This window comes from Rhizobium sp. BK251, from assembly GCF_004345245.1.
Taxonomy (GTDB): Bacteria; Pseudomonadota; Alphaproteobacteria; order Rhizobiales; family Rhizobiaceae; genus Rhizobium.
In genome coordinates this window covers 36,418-52,836 of record NZ_SLUQ01000010.1, presented here as the reverse complement: position 1 = coordinate 52,836, position 16,419 = coordinate 36,418, and the positions used below count along the sequence as shown (strand labels likewise).

At 61.4% G+C, this 16,419-nt stretch carries 16 protein-coding genes; 6 read left to right on the top strand and 10 right to left on the bottom strand.

The window, feature by feature from the left end; genetic code table 11:
- The first annotated feature begins 89 nt into the window (after nucleotides 1-89).
- A complete protein-coding gene (locus EV286_RS25125; RefSeq protein ID WP_132959918.1) occupies nucleotides 90-1,313 on the top strand; it encodes an NAD(P)/FAD-dependent oxidoreductase in 1,224 nt (407 codons plus the stop codon).
- A gap of 38 nt (nucleotides 1,314-1,351) precedes the next feature.
- On the opposite strand, the gene EV286_RS25120 is transcribed toward EV286_RS25125, so the two are convergent.
- Together EV286_RS25120 and EV286_RS25115 are read right to left on the bottom strand one after the other, a co-directional pair.
- Complete coding sequence (locus EV286_RS25120) at nucleotides 1,352-1,777, bottom strand: DoxX family protein (RefSeq protein WP_132959917.1); 426 nt, start codon at nucleotides 1,775-1,777, stop codon at nucleotides 1,352-1,354.
- 12 nt (nucleotides 1,778-1,789) lie between these two features.
- The gene (locus EV286_RS25115) at nucleotides 1,790-2,278 is read right to left on the bottom strand and encodes a cupin domain-containing protein (protein WP_132959916.1); all 489 of its coding nucleotides are present in this window, start codon (nucleotides 2,276-2,278) and stop codon (nucleotides 1,790-1,792) included.
- Nucleotides 2,279-2,347: 69 nt separating this feature from the next.
- Here EV286_RS25115 and EV286_RS25110 point away from each other — a divergent pair, with 69 nt between their 5' ends.
- Nucleotides 2,348-2,962: a TetR/AcrR family transcriptional regulator gene (locus EV286_RS25110; protein WP_132959915.1), complete on the top strand. Its 615-nt coding sequence runs from the start codon at nucleotides 2,348-2,350 to the stop codon at nucleotides 2,960-2,962.
- 258 nt (nucleotides 2,963-3,220) lie between these two features.
- On the opposite strand, the gene EV286_RS25105 is transcribed toward EV286_RS25110, so the two are convergent.
- The 3 genes from EV286_RS25105 to EV286_RS25095 all read right to left on the bottom strand — a co-directional run bounded on the left by EV286_RS25105 (nucleotide 3,221) and on the right by EV286_RS25095 (nucleotide 5,018).
- Nucleotides 3,221-3,457: a hypothetical protein gene (locus EV286_RS25105; RefSeq protein WP_132959914.1), complete on the bottom strand. Its 237-nt coding sequence runs from the start codon at nucleotides 3,455-3,457 to the stop codon at nucleotides 3,221-3,223.
- A 180-nt stretch (nucleotides 3,458-3,637) separates the two neighbouring features.
- On the bottom strand, nucleotides 3,638-4,408 hold the full coding sequence (locus EV286_RS25100) for a hydratase (protein ID WP_132959913.1): 771 nt from the start codon (nucleotides 4,406-4,408) through the stop codon (nucleotides 3,638-3,640).
- Nucleotides 4,409-4,706: 298 nt separating this feature from the next.
- Nucleotides 4,707-5,018 (bottom strand): hypothetical protein, encoded by a 312-nt coding sequence (locus EV286_RS25095; protein ID WP_132959912.1) that lies wholly within the window; start codon nucleotides 5,016-5,018, stop codon nucleotides 4,707-4,709.
- A 315-nt stretch (nucleotides 5,019-5,333) separates the two neighbouring features.
- Between EV286_RS25095 and EV286_RS25090 the strand changes: the two genes are divergently transcribed.
- Nucleotides 5,334-6,128, top strand: a complete 795-nt coding sequence (locus EV286_RS25090) for an alpha/beta hydrolase (protein WP_132959911.1) — start codon at nucleotides 5,334-5,336, stop codon at nucleotides 6,126-6,128.
- 235 nt (nucleotides 6,129-6,363) lie between these two features.
- On the opposite strand, the gene EV286_RS25085 is transcribed toward EV286_RS25090, so the two are convergent.
- The 5 genes from EV286_RS25085 to msrB form a co-directional block, all read right to left on the bottom strand.
- Entirely contained in the window at nucleotides 6,364-8,163 is a 1,800-nt protein-coding gene (locus tag EV286_RS25085; protein ID WP_132959910.1) for an NAD(P)/FAD-dependent oxidoreductase, read from the bottom strand.
- Between the two features lie 67 nt (nucleotides 8,164-8,230).
- Complete coding sequence (locus tag EV286_RS25080) at nucleotides 8,231-9,304, bottom strand: 2,3-butanediol dehydrogenase (protein ID WP_132959909.1); 1,074 nt, start codon at nucleotides 9,302-9,304, stop codon at nucleotides 8,231-8,233.
- Between the two features lie 161 nt (nucleotides 9,305-9,465).
- On the bottom strand, nucleotides 9,466-11,346 hold the full coding sequence (locus tag EV286_RS25075) for a sigma-54-dependent Fis family transcriptional regulator (RefSeq protein WP_132959908.1): 1,881 nt from the start codon (nucleotides 11,344-11,346) through the stop codon (nucleotides 9,466-9,468).
- 303 nt (nucleotides 11,347-11,649) lie between these two features.
- Nucleotides 11,650-12,159: a peptide-methionine (S)-S-oxide reductase MsrA gene (msrA, locus tag EV286_RS25070; RefSeq protein ID WP_132959907.1), complete on the bottom strand. Its 510-nt coding sequence runs from the start codon at nucleotides 12,157-12,159 to the stop codon at nucleotides 11,650-11,652.
- Nucleotides 12,156-12,605 carry a peptide-methionine (R)-S-oxide reductase MsrB gene (gene msrB, locus EV286_RS25065; protein ID WP_132959906.1) on the bottom strand — a complete coding sequence of 150 codons (450 nt, stop codon included), beginning with the start codon at nucleotides 12,603-12,605 and terminating at the stop codon, nucleotides 12,156-12,158. The genes msrA and msrB overlap by 4 nt, the downstream gene beginning before the upstream one ends.
- Before the next feature lie 397 nt (nucleotides 12,606-13,002).
- Here msrB and EV286_RS25060 point away from each other — a divergent pair, with 397 nt between their 5' ends.
- From EV286_RS25060 to EV286_RS25050, 3 genes are all read left to right on the top strand, one after another.
- Entirely contained in the window at nucleotides 13,003-14,235 is a 1,233-nt protein-coding gene (locus EV286_RS25060; RefSeq protein WP_132959905.1) for an alpha/beta hydrolase, read from the top strand.
- Between the two features lie 136 nt (nucleotides 14,236-14,371).
- Complete coding sequence (locus EV286_RS25055) at nucleotides 14,372-15,376, top strand: formylglycine-generating enzyme family protein (RefSeq protein WP_132959904.1); 1,005 nt, start codon at nucleotides 14,372-14,374, stop codon at nucleotides 15,374-15,376.
- Nucleotides 15,351-16,373, top strand: a complete 1,023-nt coding sequence (locus EV286_RS25050) for an HAD family hydrolase (protein ID WP_132959903.1) — start codon at nucleotides 15,351-15,353, stop codon at nucleotides 16,371-16,373. The genes EV286_RS25055 and EV286_RS25050 overlap by 26 nt, the downstream gene beginning before the upstream one ends.
- Nucleotides 16,374-16,419 lie beyond the last annotated feature (46 nt).

Below are 16,419 nucleotides of genomic sequence, written 5' to 3'. Positions count from 1 at the left end.
TCTTTCACGCTCGTTGAAGAGGTGCCGATTCCCTAGTAGAACCCACTCGGGGCAGGTGACCGAGCGCCTTGAGACGGGGAGCGGCGACCATGGATTACGACGTGGCGATTGTGGGTGCCGGCGCTGCCGGGATTGCCGCTGCTCGCGCCCTGTCAGTTGCCGGCATCTCCGTCGTCATTCTGGAAGCGAGCGACCGCGTCGGCGGCCGGGCCTGGACGATCGAGTTGGGCGGAATGCCACTCGACATGGGCTGCGGCTGGCTTCATTCGGCCGAACGCAACCCACTCGTCGAGATGGCGCGCGAGGCCGGGTTCACCATCGAACGCGGGCCGACGGCGTGGCGAAAGCAATGGCACGATCTGGGGTTCTCACCGGAGGAACAGAAGGCGGCGGAAGCCGCGTGGGACGATTTCAACAACCGCATTCGCAACACTGTGCTGCCAAGCGACCGTGCGTCCGACGCCCTGCCCCCGAACGGCGAATGGAATGCCTTTTGCGACTCCACGAGCGGATACCTCAACGGGGCGCCACTCGATCGCCTGTCCATCAAAGACTTCCTGGCCTACGAAGCCACCGCATCCGACGCCAACTGGCGAGTGCGCGAGGGCTACGGCAATCTGATTGCTTCGATCGTTCCCGACGCCGCACTGCGACCGTCAACACCTGTGCGTCGCATCGCGCTGGCGGGAAATGGCGTGCGGCTGGATACCGATCACGGCCCGATCACCGCTCGGGCCGCGGTCATCACCGCGTCGACAACCGTGCTTGCCAGCGGAGCGATCGCGTTCGACCCCATCGCCGACGATCACCTTCATGCCGCAAGCCAGTTGCCGCTTGGCCTGGCTGACAAGTTGTTCTTCGAACTGCAAGGCGACCACGGTCTCGAGCCTGAGACGCACCTCCTTGGCGATCCGCGCAACGCCGAAACCGGCAGCTACTATATCCGGCCGCTTGGCCGGCCGTTGATCGAGGGATTCTTCGGTGGCGCAGGTGCCGTCGTCATCGAGCGTGCCGGATTGCTGGACGCGTTTGCCTTTGCGATGGATCAGTTGTCGGCCTTGCTGGGCAGCAATATTCGCCGTCACCTGCGCCCCCTGGCGGCGTCCTCGTGGTGCCGCACCGACTGGATACGCGGCTCCTACAGTCATGCGCGACCGGGACAATCCGACGCCCGCAGGATATTGGCGAGACCGGTTGATGACCGACTGTTCTTCGCAGGCGAGGCCACGCACACGTCAGACTTCTCGACGGTGCATGGCGCCTGGGAGAGCGGTGTACGGGCCGCCAAAGAGGCGGTAGCACGACTGGCTTGAAGGACGGGCGATCGGAGATGGCGCCCGCAACACGGTCTCTAGGCCACCGAGCGAACGACGGTGTGAGCGCGGTACCGCTCACTGAGGATGGCGACGACCATAAGGCCGCCGATCACCGTTACATGCTCGAAGACGAACATCATCTCGAGGAAGGCCATCTCGCCCGTCATCGTCCAAAAGGCGTGAGCGATCGGTATCGTCAGCGCCGTGAACACGCCGAGCGCGCCGGCGCCGAGCCAGACGAACCGACCCGAGATCACGAGCGCAGAGCCGCCGAGCTGGACCATGATGACGGCGACCGCCATCGGAACCGCCGGCGTTACGCCGAAACGCTCCATTTCCGCGACCGCGCCGCCAAAGTCGATCAATTTGGCAAGTCCGCTCGACCAGAAGACGAATGTGAGGATGACCCGTGCGACAATGCCGTACGCGCGCGAAGCCAGAAGATTCTCGATCAATTGCATGGCTCTGCTCCCTCAGCTGTTGGACGGAACGGGAATATTGATGCCGAAGCGGGCGGCCGTTTCGACGATCTTCGGGACGTCGGGCGGCAGCATCTCCGGAAATGCCGTTGTACCGGCCGGAAGGCGGTCGCCGATCGCAAGAAAGAACGCCTCGTGAAGGTCGCCGGGGAAGTTGATCAGCAGCATCCGGGACGGTGTATCGGCGATGCTGCGGAATGCATGCATGACGCCCGGGGAAACGTGCACGAACTCGCCCGGCCCGCAATGCCTCGCCTCGCCACCGACGGTGATCTCGTAACGGCCTTCCAATACCAGGAAAGCTTCCTGGTCGGTCTGGGTATGCGGCGGCGCACCGGCACCGGGCGCTGTCAGGACCTCGATCACGGTGAAATTTCCCTGGGTATCGGCGTGGCGGGCCCGGAAGGCGAGGATATTCCCGAGGAAATGCACGGTCAGCGGCGGCGAGGCGCTCGCTGCGGGAGACGGGGCTTGGGAGGTCATGCTTGTACCTTTCTCTGTTTGTGATATACTTATCTCTTAATGAGATTAACGTCTCATAACGAGGTGCTAATGAACAGTCAAGAGAGAAGTTTCGAACGCGTGAACCAGAAGCGAAGGACGCGAGCAGAGTTGCTGCGCGCGGCACGCGAAATCATCGAGAAGGGCGGGCATCCCTCGGTCGCTGATGTCGCCGACCACGCCGGCATATCGCGGGCGACCGCCTACAGATACTTCTCGACGCCGGACGATCTCATCCGCGAGGCCGTGCTCGACGGCGTAGCGACCATGATCAGCATTGCGCCAGCCACCTCCGGGGCGGATGCTGCGGAAGTGGAGAAACGGCTGGACAAACTCGTCTCGGACATCTTCGCAATGCTGGTCGCCAACGAGAGCGTGTTCCGGACGCTGCTTGGCAACTCGGTGACCGGACAGAACCAGAACCGCCGCGGCGGACGCCGCATCTCCTGGCTGAAGGAAGCGATTGCGCCGCTCGAAGGAAGGCTGCCATCGAAGCACTATCAGAGACTCGTGCATGCCTTGTCGCTGCTGACCGGAATCGAGGCACTGGTCGTCATGCGCGATATCTGCGAACTCGAGCCGAAGGAGAGCGAGAAAATTCTTCGCTGGGCGGCCCGGACACTGCTCGCCGGAGCCCTGCAAGATGCGGAATCCAAGGGCGAATGACCAGAAGTTGCCCCCGCTGAACCGCGGTGCGGAACTGCGGCTACGCGGGTCGGCTTTGCTCTAGGTTCCTATTTGCGGGGTGCGTGGACGCGTTCCGGGCGGAGGAGGCTCTCGAGGCCTGTAAGTCGGCATGGGCGCGGCGTTCGCCTAAGATCCGCACGGCTTCGGGCTTGCGCGGAATTGGGCCACCGCCGCCCGCAATTCCTTTACCGCCTCAACCTATTGCCCAATCGTGTCGTCGAATGCGAGAACAGGTCGCTAGACGGCTTCGTAGACCAAGTCCGGCGCAACGATCCACTCGCCATGCCTGAGCGACAGGACATCGAGCCGGCCGCGGCGATCCCTGGTTGCGACGCCGACGAAACGGTAGCGGCCGCCATGCTTGTCGACGACCGCGGCGGAAATCGCCTTGCCGCGGAGGTAACCGACAATAGGACCTTCCTCAACGACCGCAGTCAGCGAAAAATACTCGTGCGGGACATTGCGGCTCACCATCAGGCGCGCTCCTCACCTTGAAAGGTCGCGCTCGCCCGCGATCCTTTCCGCGGCCGCGGGGCCAGACTATCCGTCTCGCCCAACGGAGGCCTCGCGCGAGGTTGCCTGGTCTTCTTGATCTCGACCAAGGACGGCTTTTGCTGCGCCCGCATGGTCAGTCGTCTCGGTATTTGATGGATGTCAGTCAAAGACGCACTCGACCTGACCAAGCGGCCCGAAGTCGGCGGCGACATGCTGACCAGCCGATATCTGAAGGATCGTCGTGCACGACCCCGTTGCCACGACGTCGTTGGCTTCGAGCTGTCTGCCCTTCGCTGAAAGCGCGCTGGCGAGCCATGCGACGGCGTTCAGCGGGTTGCCCATCACGGACGCCGACGTCCCGGAAACGACGGTCTGCTTGAAGAGGAAGGTCGTGGTCTCGATGTCCGCAAGCTCGCGGATATCGAGATCGCGGGAATGGTCACCACAGATGGTTGCGACATGCAGACCGAAGTCGGCGATTGCCGCGCTGTCTCCTGCGAAAGCCTTGCGGGTCCGCCGGCCAATGATGCCGATCGCTGGGCGGCAGCCGAGAACTGCGTCGGCCGCACTGTCGAGATCGATCCGCTCGCCAGCATCGGGGAAGCGTCTCAGCATCGTAAAGACCAGCTCGGACTGGACGCCGATAGTTCCTGGGGGCAACCGGAACTCCCCGGTACCAGCCAAAAGCGCCGACGCCGGAATTTCGCAGTAGATCGGCTTTGTGAGCCGCAGTGCTCTTCGCGAGGCCTCACTCGTGCCCACGATTGCGTAGCCCTTGCGCTCGAACCCCAGCACATCCTGGGCTGTCGCCTGGATGTCATAAGCCTCCCGATCCGAGGAGATCAGATCCAGGGGAAGGTTGCAGAGCTCATCGCGCCGCCGACTCTTTGCGAGGCTGTCCGCCGTGGCATCCTTGAGTTCGAAGTACATCTTCGTGCTCCAATTGCTTGCATTCGCCTGCAGCTAAAATGGATCACTGCGCGTAGCCGTTCCATTCGCGAACGCGCGCTTAAAAATCAAAATCTCATAGTGATCGCCAATCCTCGCGGCCGCGCCCGCCGGGGTGCGCGCGTCTTCCGGGGCGCTCCGGGCGACGGATAGCAGGCCGCATCGATTGCCATCGAAAGCCTGTCTTCATAGCGCAAATCGATCCAGGCGAATTCGTTCGCCTGGATCCGGCACCGTGGCTGACGAAGCGCAGTGCACCCCGGAGCCACGGTGCTGCTGATCAATTGCCCAGCCAGCGATACTCCGCGATGGAGGCCCTGCCGGTCTTCTTGTCATAGAGACACATCAAGTTCACGTTGCGGACCTTCGTCTTGCCCCTGCCAACGGAGCCTCGCAAGAGAACCGCGACCTTTCCGGCTGCGTCGTCGAATACGATCGGAGCGGACGCTTCCGGCGTGTTCATTCCCGAAAGTCCAATGCAGGTTCCATTCACCTTGGCAAACAACGCGTTCCACGAAGCGTCACTCGAAGCCTCAGCCTGCTGGATCGTCGCAGCCAAAATCGATGCGGCAACTGCTAATCTGATCTTCATGTTTTATCCTATGTCAGAGGGAGCAAGAATCACCCTTTTCGGGGCGCCCGACACCTGAGGGGACACCGGGGCCAAAACATGGCGGGTCGAACGGCCGCTCGATCGTATCGCTCAAAGGCACTCGATTTGCCGATTGCAAATGCAATAAACCGGCGTGCACATCACCATCCAGGGCGAGCGACGGCAGCCGGAGCGAGATGGCGTTTCGGCGCAGCTTCGCGGGAACTTAAGCAACTATTTGCAACGTTAAACTCGCATCAGTGCTCATGAGACCGGATCCTAGGCACAGTATCAACCGTATAGGACGCCATGGATATGAGACACTTCAAAGCCTGCCTGGCCATAGCCGTCGCTCTCCCCCTCGCCGCGATGGCCTCACCGGCGAACGCCGCCCCACTCAAGAACATCGTACTGGTCCACGGAGCCTGGGTAGACGCCTCAGGCTGGAGGCCCGTCTACGAGATCCTCACCAAGGAAGGCTTCAAGGTAACAATGGTGCAGGAGCCTGAAACCTCGTTTGCCGACGATGTCTCGGCGACGAAGCAAATTCTCGATTTGCAGGATGGTCCGACGCTGCTGGTCGGTCACAGCTACGGCGGCTCGATCATCACCGAGGCGGGCGTTCATCCGAACGTGGCCGGTCTCGTCTACGTCGCCGCGAACGCGCCCGATGTTGGGGAAGACGAAGGCTCGCTTGCCAAATTGACACCAAGCGTTCTTGGCAAGACCGAGGGCGCCATCAAGCAGACACCCGACAATTTCACCTATCTGGATCCGGCTCTGTTTCCGAAGCTGTTTGCGCCGAACTTGCCGGCCCCGCGCGCAGAGTTCATGGCGCGCTCCCAGGTGCCGGCTGCAGTCCAAGTCTTCACCACGCCGCTGACTGCGGCCGCCTGGAAGACAAAGCCGAGCTGGGCAATCGTCGCCGCCGATGACAAGATCATCAATCCCGATCTCGAGCGCTGGTACTATGCTCGCGCCAATAGCCACACGACCGTCATCGATGGCGTCGGCCATGATGTGTTTGAAGCTCGTCCAAAACAGGTTGCAGCGGTGATCATGGACGCCGCCCGAAACGCCGAAAGCGTCGCCGCTCAAGCGAAGAAATAGGCATCGTGCGGCGGCGGTTGTCGGCCCTCAGAAGAGCCGACTCCGCCACCGCCCGGCGGACCGGCTCAATCGAAGCTGTCGCAAGGCTTCTGGGTAGCCGCAACCGACGTCCGTGCCCCAGAGCCGACGGTGCCGTGCCCAGGAGGCGGCGGCAAGTAGCCGCCACCTCCTGAAGCCGGATATGGCTTTCGTTCGCTCGGTCATCGGTTCGCTGCAAAGGCCAAGCCGTCGAAGCTCAACGGAGATGGTGAACGGACTGGAGGCCGTAAACCGGCGTTGGGATACCCTCCATCCGCGCCTTGAGCTGCAGCGACAGATATTGGGAATAGTGGCGCGACTGATGCAGGTTGCCGCCATGAAACCAGAGCGCTTCCTGCTGGGTCGGTTTCCACATGTTGCGCTGCTCGCCCTCCCAGGGACCCGGATCCTTCGGCGTATCCGAGCCGAGTCCCCAGACCTTGCCGACCTTGTCGGCTGTCGCCTGGTCTATCAGCTCCGCGACCCAGCCGTTCATGGAACCATAACCGGTTGCATAGACGATAACGTCCGCCGCAATCTCCTTGCCGTTGGAAAGCTTGACTGAATTCTCGGTGATCTCTTCCACCTGCCCGGCGGCGAGCTTGACCTTGCCGTCGATAACGAGTTGCGAGGCGCCGATGTCGATGTAGTAACCGGAACCGCGCCGCAGATACTTCATGAAAAGGCCCGAGCCATCGGCACCCCAGTCGAGTTGGAAACCGGCCTTTTCCAGTGCAGCGTAGAAGTCGGCATCCCGTTCGCGCATCTTGTCGTAAAGGGGAATTTGGAACTCGTGCAGGATCCGGTACGGCAACGAGGCAAAAATCAGGTCTGCCTTGGCCGTCGTTACACCGTTTGCGAGTGCCTGCTCCGAATAAAGCGCGCCAAGCCCGATGTCCATGAGCGTGTCGGACCTGACGATATGCGTCGTCGAACGCTGGATCATGCTAACATCGACACCCGCCTCGTATAGCGCGGCGCAGATGTCATGGGCCGAGTTGTTCGAGCCTATGACCACCACTCTCTTCCCCTTGTAGCCATCCGGGCCGGGGTGCTGGGAGGAGTGATGCTGTTCGCCCTTGAAGCGGTCGCGGCCCTTGAAATCGGGGATATTCGCCCTGCCCGACATGCCGGTCGCGAAGACGAGCTGTTTCGGCTTCAGGACAACCGCCTCACCGTCGCGATCGACAACAATGGTCCATTCCTTCGCCGCATCGTCCCACTTTGCCGACTTGGCGGTCGAGCGCGACCAATAGTTCAACTCCATGACCTTCGTGTAGAATTCCAGCCAGTCGCCGATCTTGTCCTTGGGCGAGAAGACGGGCCAGTTTTTCGGGAAGTCTATATAAGGCAGATGATCGTACCAGACCGGGTCGTGCAGGCAGAGAGACTTGTACCGCTTGCGCCATGAATCGCCGGGCCTGTCGTTCTTCTCGAGAATGATCGCCGGCACGCCGAGTTGGCGAAGCCGCGCGCCCAGGGCAATGCCGCCTTGCCCACCGCCGATGACGACGACATAGGGCTGCGTCTCGTAGCCGAGCGTGCGGGCCTCCTCCTCACGCTCCTCCTTCCAGGTCTTCGCGCCTGGGTTTTGCCCGTGCTTGGCGCCCAGAGGACGTGCAAAGCCAGCCTTCTCCTCATGCCCCTTGAGCTCGGACAGCGTTGTGAGCAGTGTCCAGATCAAGCCGTCCTTGATGCGTATCAGGCCAAAGCCTCGTCCGACCTCGGTCTCGAAGGTGATCCAACTCTCGAGCACACCATCGGCCTCCGTTGCTTCCTCGCCGGATGCAACTTGCCAGTTCGACGGCACGGCCACAGCAAGCTGCGACCGCAGCATGTCTCGCACGCCTTCGCGCCCCTCGACCGTCTTGATGTTCCAGGTAAAGGCGACGAGGTCGCGCCAATAGCATTCCTCGGCAAACAAGTTGACGGCCTCGTCGATGCGACCGGCCGCAAGGGCTGCTCCGAATGTATCGAGAAGCGCCTGAACGCGGGTTGTAGGGGTCTTTTCGAGCATGTGTTCCTCCTCCTGCTCATTGTGGAATCAGGGGACGGCTCCTCAACCGCCCCGCAAGACGTTCGGCCTATCGCGAAAGGTCGATCAGGATCTTCAGATGCTTGCCAGCAGGATCGAGCAACTGGTCGAAACCCTCTGAAACAGCTTCAGTGAGCGACACCAGCTTCGTAACGATCTTGCTCGCCGGAATCTGGCCGCTCGCGATGAGGCGGGCCACGCGCGGCCAATAGTGCGTCGGATAGGCCCAGGAGCCACGGATATCGATGTCCTTGAAGGTGACGTCGAACCATTTCAAAGGGCTTTCACCGGGATGCAGGCCTGTCTGCACGACGACGCCTTGTTTGCGCACCGCATCAACGCCGTTTTTCAGGGCATGCTCGTTGCCGACGCATTCAATGGCGACGTCGCAGCCCACGCCTCCTTCCGTTTCGCTGCGGACTACATCGCCAACCCTTTCTGATTTCGGGTTGATCGTGCGCACCTCGCCAAGTACCTCCTTCGCCAGATGCAGCCGCGTATCGTTAAGGTCGGAGATGAACAGTTGCGACGCACCGGCAGCGCGCGCCGCCATGGCCGCGAGAATGCCGATCGGCCCGGCACCGGTGACAAGAACACTGTTGCCGGCGGTCACACCACCGCGATCACAGGCATAAACCGCAACGGCGGCCGGCTCGATCAGCGCCGCCTCCCGATCGCTCAATTCGTCGGGGATGAGCTGCACATTGTAGTCGTTGAGGAGGGCGGCTTGCGCCATACCGCCGGAATGCCAGGAAAGGCCGGCAAGCGCGAGATCGGAGCTTAGATGAAAGAGGCCGCGATCCGCGTAATAGTCCCCTTGGCGCGGCATGATGAGTGGCTGGATGGACACCCGGTCGCCGGGCTTCACATGGCTGACGCCCTCGCCCACCGATCTGACGACACCACCGAATTCATGTCCGAGAATCTGCGGCCCATGCGCACCCGTGAAAGGATGCGGCTCTTTCGGAACGAAGATCGGACCGTAAGCATATTCGTGCAGGTCCGTGCCGCAAATACCGCAGAACCTGTTCTCGACAAGCACCTCACCGGGACCCGGCTGCGGCGGGTCGGCGACGTCCTCGATGCGAAGATCCTTGGCCGCGTGAAAGCGGAGAGCCTTCATTGCATTTCCTCCTATTTGCTCACAAGGGAAGAATAGCAAGTGGCATGCCAGTGCAGTCTAAGGTCGTTTAATTCTGCATTTTCAAAGAAATACAGGAATAGACCCTTGATAGGAAAAGCGAATGCAACAGGTGGCGTGCAACAGGTGTTGCAGTGGTTGCGTCAGTCGAGGCGCTTCAGACGGCGATGGATGGTCGAGCGATTGACACCAAGCTTGCGTGCGAGCGCGGAGACATTATTTCCACAGTCCCGCAGTGACTGATGCAATCCCCTTTCCTCATTGTAGGCGGCGCTGGACCCGGCTCTTGTCTCCACAAGCAGGTAGTCCGGCAAACAACTGAGATCGATGACGCCGTTGTCACAAAGCGCAGCAGCCACCCGGAGTGCGTTCGAAAGCTCCCTGAGGTTGCCCGGCCAGTGATGCGCAAGGAGCGCCGCGCGCGCCGCCTTGTCGATCCGGCAAGACTGGGCATTCTCCTGGTTGATCGAGACCATCAGGCGATCGATAAGCCAGTCCAGGTCCTGTCGTTCGCGCAACGCGGGCAATATCAGCGTCGCAGCGTTCAATCGGTAGAAGAGATCCTGCCGGAAGAGGCCTTCCGTCACGAGCTGAGCGAGATTGCGGTGCGATGCGGAGATAACCCGCAGGCGGATCGAGCGCGCCTTCAGCGCACCAACCGGCTGGACCTCGCTTTCCGACAGTACGCGCAGGAGCCGACCTTGGAGCACCAACGGCATATCGCCGATCTCATCGAGAAACAGCGTTCCGCCATTGGCTTCCTCGATCAGTCCACGTTTGCCCTTGGGGCTGGCGCCAGTGAAAGCACCAGGCGTATAGCCAAAAAGCTCGGATTCGATCAGATGCTCGGGAATGGCGGTACAATTCACGGCAACGAATTTGCCCGAACTACCACAGCTGTCGTGGATTGCCTGAGCCAAATATTCCTTGCCGCTGCCCGTTTCGCCGTGAATGAGGATTGGAATATCGCGTGCAGCGAGCTTGGCTGCGCGCTCCTGCAATTTTTCCATCGCCGCGTCGCCGAAGCTGAGTTCCCGTAAAGCGCGCGGTAGCTGCTGTTGAGTTTTGTCCGTCAGCCTGACGGTCACGGCCGGCGCGATTGCACTCGCAAACAGCACGAGGCCGCTACGTGCCCTCAGCAGACGCTCACCATTCGGTCGGCCCCTCATGAAACGTGGAAGGTCCTCGACATCGAGGTCGAAGAGCTGTGATATCGGCTGACCTATGACATCCCTCGTGGCGATGCTGCGCATGTTCATCGAGCGAGCCAGCGCACCAAAGCCGCCATGCGTCATTCCCGTGATGCGCCCGCTTCCATCGAGCGCGATCGCCGCATGAGGATCAACGTCCAGGAATTCGGGGGAGCGGGCAAGACGCAGCACCCAGTCGTTGCGCGTGCGCGTCATCAGATTGGCCAGTTCGATCCGACGCGCTGTGGAGGCAACGAGATGCAACGCAAGCTGCTGGCTGGCTTTTGCCGTGGGTGAGCGAAGCTGCGAGATGTCAAGCACGGCCGTCAGATCTCCCAGCGTGTCAAAAACCGGTGCGGCGGTGCATGTCAGCCCGATGTGGCTGGTGTCGAAGTGGTCGTCCTGATGGATGATGACAGGTTCGCCGGCGACAATGCAGGCTCCGACGGCACAGGTTCCCGCGCGGTTCTCCGACCATTCCGAACCGAGATAGAGGCCAGCCTTGCGCAACTGGTTGTCGAACGTCGGATCGCCCATGAAGTCGACGGTGACCCCACGCGCATCCGAAAGCAAAAGCACGTAGTTCTGTTCGACCACCTGATTGAACAGCGCCTCAAGACCGGATCGGCCTATGCGAATGAGTTCTTCCGCCTGCTCGCGATGCTCGCGCAGCTTCGCCTCGGGGACGATATAGGCCTCCTGCGCGATTGCTGGATCAAGCTTGTAGTCGTTGAGGCAACGTAGCCAGGAATCTACGACGGAAGCGTCGCGCGCACTTGCGTCGCCCAAGGCGACACGCTCGATCTCTCGAATGTGCGATAGTGCCGACACCATCTCCCCTCCTCCTCCAATCATGGTTGCACAATTGGGGTCCGACGGCAAATCGCACCGCTCCTTATTGCCGCCAGTACTCCATGGCACGCCTTGAAGGATTCGAGCCTGAATACTGGGCTGCTGGTCCGGAGGGAGTTGTTTCAACAGCGCCTGCCGGAGATGCGGCCGCCACAAATTGGGTGGCTCGCAGTCGTAGAAACGCAAAATGGGGCGGGATTGTCTCCCGCCCCATTCTCTTCAACTGCTTATAGTCTCAAGGCGGCGGGCGCAGATAAGATTCGCCCAGTCCGCCGGTCGTAACGCCTACTCTGCAGCCTGCCGCTTCGGCAGTTTCCAGCCGGGCCGGATGAAGTGGCAGGTATAGCCGTTCGGGATGCGTTCCAGGTAGTCCTGATGCTCCGGTTCGGCCTGCCAGAAGTCGCTCGCCGGCACCACTTCCGTCACCGCCTTGCCGGGCCAGAGGCCGGAGGCGTCGACGTCGGCGATGGTGTCTTCGGCGACACGCTTCTGCTCATCGTTCGTGTAGAAGATCGCCGAGCGATAGCTTCTGCCGATGTCGTTTCCCTGGCGGTTCTTCGTGCTCGGGTCGTGGATCTGGAAGAAGAATTCCAGCAGGTCGCGATAGCTGATCTTTTCCGGGTCGTAGGTGATCTCGATCGCCTCGGCGTGGTCGCCGTGGTTGCGGTAGGTGGCATTCGGTACCTCGCCGCCTGTATAGCCGACACGGGTGGAGATCACGCCGTTATAGCGGCGAATGAGATCCTGCATGCCCCAGAAGCAGCCACCGGCGAGAACTGCGCGTTCCGTTTTCATCGGACATCCTCCACTTGGTTGATATAGGCCCCATAGCCTTCCGCCTCCATCCTATCCTTGGGGACGAAGCGGAGCGAGGCAGAATTGATGCAATAACGCAGGCCGCCGCGGTCGATCGGGCCGTCCGGGAAGACGTGGCCCAGGTGGCTGTCGCCGTGGGCCGAGCGCACCTCTGTGCGGATCATGCCGTGCGAGGCGTCGTTCAGTTCGTTGACGTTGGCCGTTTCGATCGGCTTGGTGAAGCTCGGCCAGCCGCATCCGGAGTCATACTTGTCGGACGAGGCGAAGAGCGGTTCGCCGGAGACGATGTCGACATAGATGCCGACCTGCTTATTGTGGAGATATTCCCCGGTTCCCGGACGTTCCGTGCCGCTCTGCTGCGTCACACGGTACTGCTCGGGAGAGAGCTTCGAAATGGCATCGATATTCTTGGTGTATTTCGTCATTCCATTTCTCCTTCTCGACGGCTTGTCGTTTCGGCATGCGGAAACTCGGACCGGGTGTCCTGGCGGTACTTTGCCGGGGCAAGATCAGAATTTCGGGGCATTCGAGGAAACGGTTCGCGGTCGGTTGGGCCAGATATAGGTATTCTCATCGCGCTTTGCCACCGGGAGGCCTGAATAGAAGCCATTTGTGGCGCTCGCACCGATGAAGACACCTCCCTATACGCAATAACAGGCGCCGGTGTTACATGCCCGCTACTCCCGTCAGCAGATTTCGTGGTTCCGGGGCGCTCCCGATTTCGGCGAGCGTGACAAACCGAAGGCGGCGTGCTTACGGTAAAGTACTTATGCGCATGAGCGCCTCCCTTATGGTGGCAGTGACAGAACCGACGGAGCCTCGATGCCGAAGAAGATTGTCCTTGCCGCCCTGATGCTGCTGACGGCCTGCAGCCATCCGACAGGGGTAATGACGCCGGTTTCGCTGACGGCCACGACGCCGAAAACATCCCGCGTCGACATGCTGGTCGCGACGACCAGGCAACCCACCGGCAACCCGGCAACGCTATTCAACGGCGAGCGAAGCCCGACCCCCCACCTGACAAGCGTCGAGGTTTCCATTCCGCCGAAGCGCGAAGCGGGCACCGTCCAGTGGCCCAAGCGCCTCCCGCCGAACCCGGCGACAGACTTCGCGGTCCTCAAGGTCGACCAGCTGAAAACCGTTCCGGAGGGACGCGCCTGGTTCCGCGATCATGACCAGGACGGCCGCGCGCTGGTCTTCATCCACGGCTTCAACAATACCTACGAGGATTCGGTCTTCCGTCTTGCGCAGATCGTCCATGACAGCGGGATGAAAGCGACCCCACTGCTGTTCACCTGGCCCTCGAGGGCGAAGCTCACCGGCTACGAGTACGACAAGGAGAGCACGAATTTCTCGCGCAGCGCGCTCGAGCAGGCACTGCGTGTCCTCGCGGAAGATCCTGATGTGAAGGACATCACGATCCTCGCCCACTCCATGGGTACGTGGCTTGCCATGGAGTCACTGAGGCAGATGGGCATCCGCGACGGGCACGTGCTTTCGAAGATCCAGAACGTCATCCTTGCCTCGCCCGACATCGATATTCAGGTCTTCGCCAAGCAATACGTGGAAATGGGCGAGCCAAGGCCGAAATTCACGATCTTCGTTTCCCAGGACGATCGCGCCCTTGCCGTTTCCAGCTTCATCACGGGCAAGGTCTCCCGGCTCGGCGCCATCGATCCTTCCGCGGAGCCATACCGATCGCGCCTGGAGGAGGCCGGTATCACGGCAATCGACCTCACGAAGGTCAACACCGGCGACCGTCTCAATCACGGAAAGTTCGCCGAAAGCCCGCAGATCGTGCAGCTCATCGGCCAACGGCTGATCGATGGGCAGACGTTGACCGATTCCAATATCACGCTCGGAGACGGCGTCGCCGCGGTCGTCGGCGGTACGGCCCGTACCGTAGGCACGGTTGCGGGAGTAGCGGTCGCGGCTCCGCTTACGATCGTCGAACAGCCGATGCGGCAGCCAACAGTGAGAAACAAGGGCGGCACCGCCGCCGACGTGAGCGCAACCCTGAAGTCGGACCCGCAAGCGAAGCCCCTCACCCCGTGACGCCATCCCGGCCGCCCTATGCCCGCCGCCAGCACGCACGCGTGGGTCTGATTGTTGCTTTTCGAGTGTTTTACCGTAACGTACTTACAGCAGGATAATTCCCGCGTGATCCTCTCTCCAGCTTCCGGAGGTGGTGATGGCACTGGCAACCGACGGCGATAACGATGCGGCCCTCGCGCCTGAGGGCATGGTTTGGATTCCCGGTCGAACCTTCACAATGGGTTCCAACAGCCATTATCCGGAAGAGGCTCCGGCCCATCCGGTGACGGTGGACGGATTCTGGATCGAAGAGACACCGGTGACGAACCGAAAGTTCGCGAAATTCGTCGAAGAGACCGGCTATGTCACCTTTGCCGAGAAAGCCCCGGATCCGAAGGATTATCCCGGCGCACGACCGGAAATGCTGAGAGCGGGCTCGCTCGTCTTCCACCAGCCGAAAGGCGTCAGTGGACCGGATATCAGGCAATGGTGGACCTTCAAGTTCGGAGCGAACTGGCGCCGGCCGCTGGGCGGCCTCAGCGATCTGCGCGGCAAGCTCGACCATCCGGTCGTGCATGTCGCCCTATGCGATGTCGAGGCCTATGCCGAATGGGCGGGCCTGGATGTTCCCAGCGAGGCCGAATGGGAACTTGCCGCGCGCGGCGGTCTTGATGATACAGAATTCGCTTGGGGCGACGAGTTGATGCCGGACGGTGTTCCCATGGCCAATACCTGGCAGGGCATCTTTCCGACGCAGACGACGAAACCGAAGGGCCATGAACGAACATCGCCCGTGCGATCCTTTCCCCCGAACGGCTACGGGCTCTACGACATGATCGGCAATGTCTGGGAATGGACAACCGACTACTGGTCGACCAGGCATCCGGAGCCCGCCGCCAAATCCTGCTGCATCCCAAGGAACCCGCGTGGCGGCGGCATCGATGCTAGCTACGATCCGCGCGAACCGGAAATAAGGATACCCCGCCGGGTGCTCAAGGGCGGCTCGCACCTCTGCGCGCCGAACTACTGCCGCCGTTATCGTCCGGCGGCGCGCCATGCCGAGCCCGAGGATACCTCGACCAGCCACGTCGGCTTCCGTTGCGTGAAGAGAGCGGTCAGCCAGCCCGGGGGCGAACATGAGAAAGTGCATTCAAGGGTCTGATGCATCGACTCTATCCCAAGTCCTAACTTCCGTCATTTGCGCTGTTGCTGTCCTTCTCGCCGCGTCGGCGTTTGCACAGGAGCCTCTCGGCTCGTGGAACGACACCAGCGCGAAGTCGCGGATCATGGATTTCGTCAGGGCAACGACCGCGGAAGGCGGCGCCGGCTACGTCGCTCCCGAAGACCGGATCGCCGTCTTCGACAATGACGGCACGCTCTGGTCCGAACAGCCCTTCTACGTCCAGCTCTCCTTCATGCTCGATCGGGTCAAGGCGCTCGCCCCGCAGCATCCCGAATGGACGTCGAAGGAACCTTTCAAATCCATCCTCGAAGGGGACCTCAAGGGCGTGGCACGGGGCGGCGAAAAGGGGATCGTGGAGCTTGGCATGGAAACACATGCCGGCATGACGACGGACGAGTTCAACAGCATCGTCGCCGACTGGCTTGCGACCGCGCGCCACCCGCAGACCGGCAAGCCCTATGACCAGATGACCTTCCTTCCGATGCGCGAGCTTCTCGACTACCTGCGCGCCAACGGCTTCAAGACCTACATCGTCTCCGGCGGTGGCGTCGAATTCATGCGGCCGATGACGCAGAGGGCCTATGGAATTCCGCCCGAGCAGGTGGTGGGCAGCACGATCGTCACGGAATATGCGCTCGTTGGCGACACGCCCGTGCTGCAGCGCCTGCCGAAAATCGATTTCGTCAATGACGGTCCAGGCAAGCCCGCCGCCATCAACAAGTTCATCGGCAGGAGACCCATCTTCGCCGCAGGCAATTCGGACGGAGATTATGAGATGCTGCGCTGGGTGACCGCCGGCGATGGTCCGCACTTTGCGATGATCGTGCACCACACGGACGGCGAACGCGAATATGCCTATGACAGGGACTCCGAATTCGGAAGACTGGATAAGGCGCTAGACGAGGCTGGCGGGCGCGGCTGGCTTGTCGTCGACATCAAGGACGACTGGAAGCGGATCTACGCTTTCGAGCAGTGATGTGACGCTAGTCTGCCTTCCGCCAGCGTCAGCAAAAGACAAACGG